The sequence below is a fragment of the Bradyrhizobium sp. PRIMUS42 genome (assembly GCF_023006515.1).
Taxonomy (GTDB): domain Bacteria; phylum Pseudomonadota; class Alphaproteobacteria; order Rhizobiales; family Xanthobacteraceae; genus Bradyrhizobium.
The window spans coordinates 1-1,974 of the sequence record NZ_JALBGZ010000956.1 but is presented as its reverse complement, the minus strand read 5'-3'; the positions used below and the strand labels follow the sequence as shown (position 1 = coordinate 1,974).

Here is a 1,974-nt window from a genome sequence, read left to right as displayed (position 1 = left end):
GCCTTCGTCGCCGGTCTTGTCGCCGCACCCGTGCTGGTGCGGCTCGCCCCGGGAAGCCTGCCGCCGCAGACGATCGAGGCGGGAACGGCGATCCTGGTTGTCGGCGGACTGCTCACCGGTTTCGGCTCGGTGTGGGGCAGCGGCTGCACTTCCGGCCATGGCGTCTGCGGCCTGTCGCGACTCTCGCCGCGCTCATTGGTTGCGACCGTCGTCTTCATGGCAGCCGGTATAGCGACCGTCTTCGTGATGCGGCACTGGAGCTGACGCCGATGGCCATTCTCATTCAATTCGTGATCGGCCTGATCTTTGGTCTCGGTCTCATCGTCTCCGGCATGTCCGACCCGGCGAAGGTTCTGAACTTCCTCGACATCGGCGGCATTCCGGCCGGGACATGGGATGCGAGCCTTGCCTTCGTGATGGCCGGTGCGGTGGCCGTGACCTTCATCGGCTTTGGCCGCGTCCTGAGGCGCGCGCGTCCGATCTTCGCCGAACGATTCTATCTCCCCACGCGAAGAGACATCGATTTCAGAATCGTCGCGGGTCCTGCGATCTTCGGGATCGGCTGGGGATTGGCGGGCTTCTGTCCGGGGCCGGCGCTGACCGCGCTCGGGTTCGGGTCTTCTTCCGGCTTCATCTTCGTCGCGGCGATGTGTGCCGGCATGGTGCTCGCTCGCTTTGTCGCCGACCGGCCGTCGCTGATGCGCTTCGTCGCGCCGGCCGATCCGCTCGAAACCTGAAGTCACTGCAGAGTCAAAATCATGGACAAGAACTATCCTGAAATCGTCAGGCAAATCTCCGCCAACATGCGCAAGCTGCGGAACGACATCCCCGATACGATGAAGGGATTTTCCGCACTCGCTCAGGCTGCCACGCGCGACGGCGCGCTGGACAAGAAGACCAAGGAACTGATCGCGCTGGCGCTTGGCGTGGCCGCGCATTGCGATGGCTGCATCGGCTTTCACGCCGAGGCGCTCGTCAAGCTCGGTGCGACGCGCGAAGAGATCGAGGAGACGCTCGGCATGGCCGTGTATATGGGCGGCGGGCCGTCGCTGATGTACGCGGCCGATGCGATCGGGGCGTACGAGCAGTTCCAGCAGCAAGCCGCTTCCGGCTGAGGGGCGCCGTCGGTGTCTGACGCGAAAAGGACCGGGCGACGATCGTCGTCCGGTCCTTTGCCTTACCTCGCGGTCATTACCAGCGGTCGTCGCCGACACCCACGCCGACGCTGACGCCGGGCGCGCGAATGCCGACGCCGGCGCGCGGGCCGTCATCCCAGTCGCGATGATACGACCGGCGCTCGTAATAGCGCTCGCGCGGCATGGAATTATAGGAATCGCGCACGATCACGCGCGAACCGCCGTGGGTGCGATAGCAGCGGCCGGCGTCGTCGCAGACAAGCCGTACCTGCTGGACCAGATCCGGATTGGTGTACTCGCTGCTCGTGTAAATATCGGACGCCTTCGCACTCGACGCGGCTGCCAAAGCACCGACGCCCGCCAACAGCGCAATCGTGAATGTCTTCATCCTGTCCTCCTCCGAAACTGCCCTCGGCGGTAACAAGAAGGGGAGGCGGTGATCGTTCCCGCCGCGATGCTGGTTTTTCCCGGAACTGCCCGTCTTTTGGGCGGTTCCTAGATCGGCTCGTAAGTCTCCGTCCCGCAGATGTCGTCGGCTTCCGCACGCCGGCGGTCGACAACCTTTCCCCCTGTTATCGTTACGATGTAGGTCTGGGGACCGAGCGAAGTGCCGGTCGCGGAGGTGAGCTGCGCGCGCACGCAGGAGGTCCAGCCCGGTCCGCGCACCTCACGATGGGGCGGGGCGACGTGCACCTCGCGCGGATAGGAGGTGGTCAGGAAGACGACATCGATCTGCTCGCGGACCAAGCGCTTGACGTCGGGAGGCGCTTCGGGCGGCGGCTGCTCGGCTTCCTTCATACGCATGAACTCCGGCACCGGCGCGCGGCTGTCGGCAACG

At 65.2% G+C, this 1,974-nt stretch carries 5 protein-coding genes; 3 read left to right on the top strand and 2 right to left on the bottom strand.

Translation table 11 applies throughout. The annotated features are described in order from the left end of the window. From MOV75_RS36200 to MOV75_RS36190, 3 genes are all read left to right on the top strand, one after another. On the top strand, positions 1-264 hold a 264-nt coding region (locus tag MOV75_RS36200; protein WP_247007768.1), incomplete at its 5' end, for a YeeE/YedE family protein. A gap of 5 nt (positions 265-269) precedes the next feature. Continuing rightward, positions 270-737: a DUF6691 family protein gene (locus MOV75_RS36195; protein ID WP_246925208.1), complete on the top strand. Its 468-nt coding sequence runs from the start codon at positions 270-272 to the stop codon at positions 735-737. Positions 738-758: 21 nt separating this feature from the next. Next, entirely contained in the window at positions 759-1,115 is a 357-nt protein-coding gene (locus MOV75_RS36190) for a carboxymuconolactone decarboxylase family protein (protein ID WP_246925210.1), read from the top strand. 76 nt (positions 1,116-1,191) lie between these two features. On the opposite strand, the gene MOV75_RS36185 is transcribed toward MOV75_RS36190, so the two are convergent. Together MOV75_RS36185 and MOV75_RS36180 are read right to left on the bottom strand one after the other, a co-directional pair. Further along, complete coding sequence (locus tag MOV75_RS36185; protein WP_246925212.1) at positions 1,192-1,524, bottom strand: hypothetical protein; 333 nt, start codon at positions 1,522-1,524, stop codon at positions 1,192-1,194. A 107-nt stretch (positions 1,525-1,631) separates the two neighbouring features. Beyond that, the coding region (locus MOV75_RS36180) for a hypothetical protein (RefSeq protein WP_247007765.1) at positions 1,632-1,974 on the bottom strand (343 nt) is incomplete at its 5' end.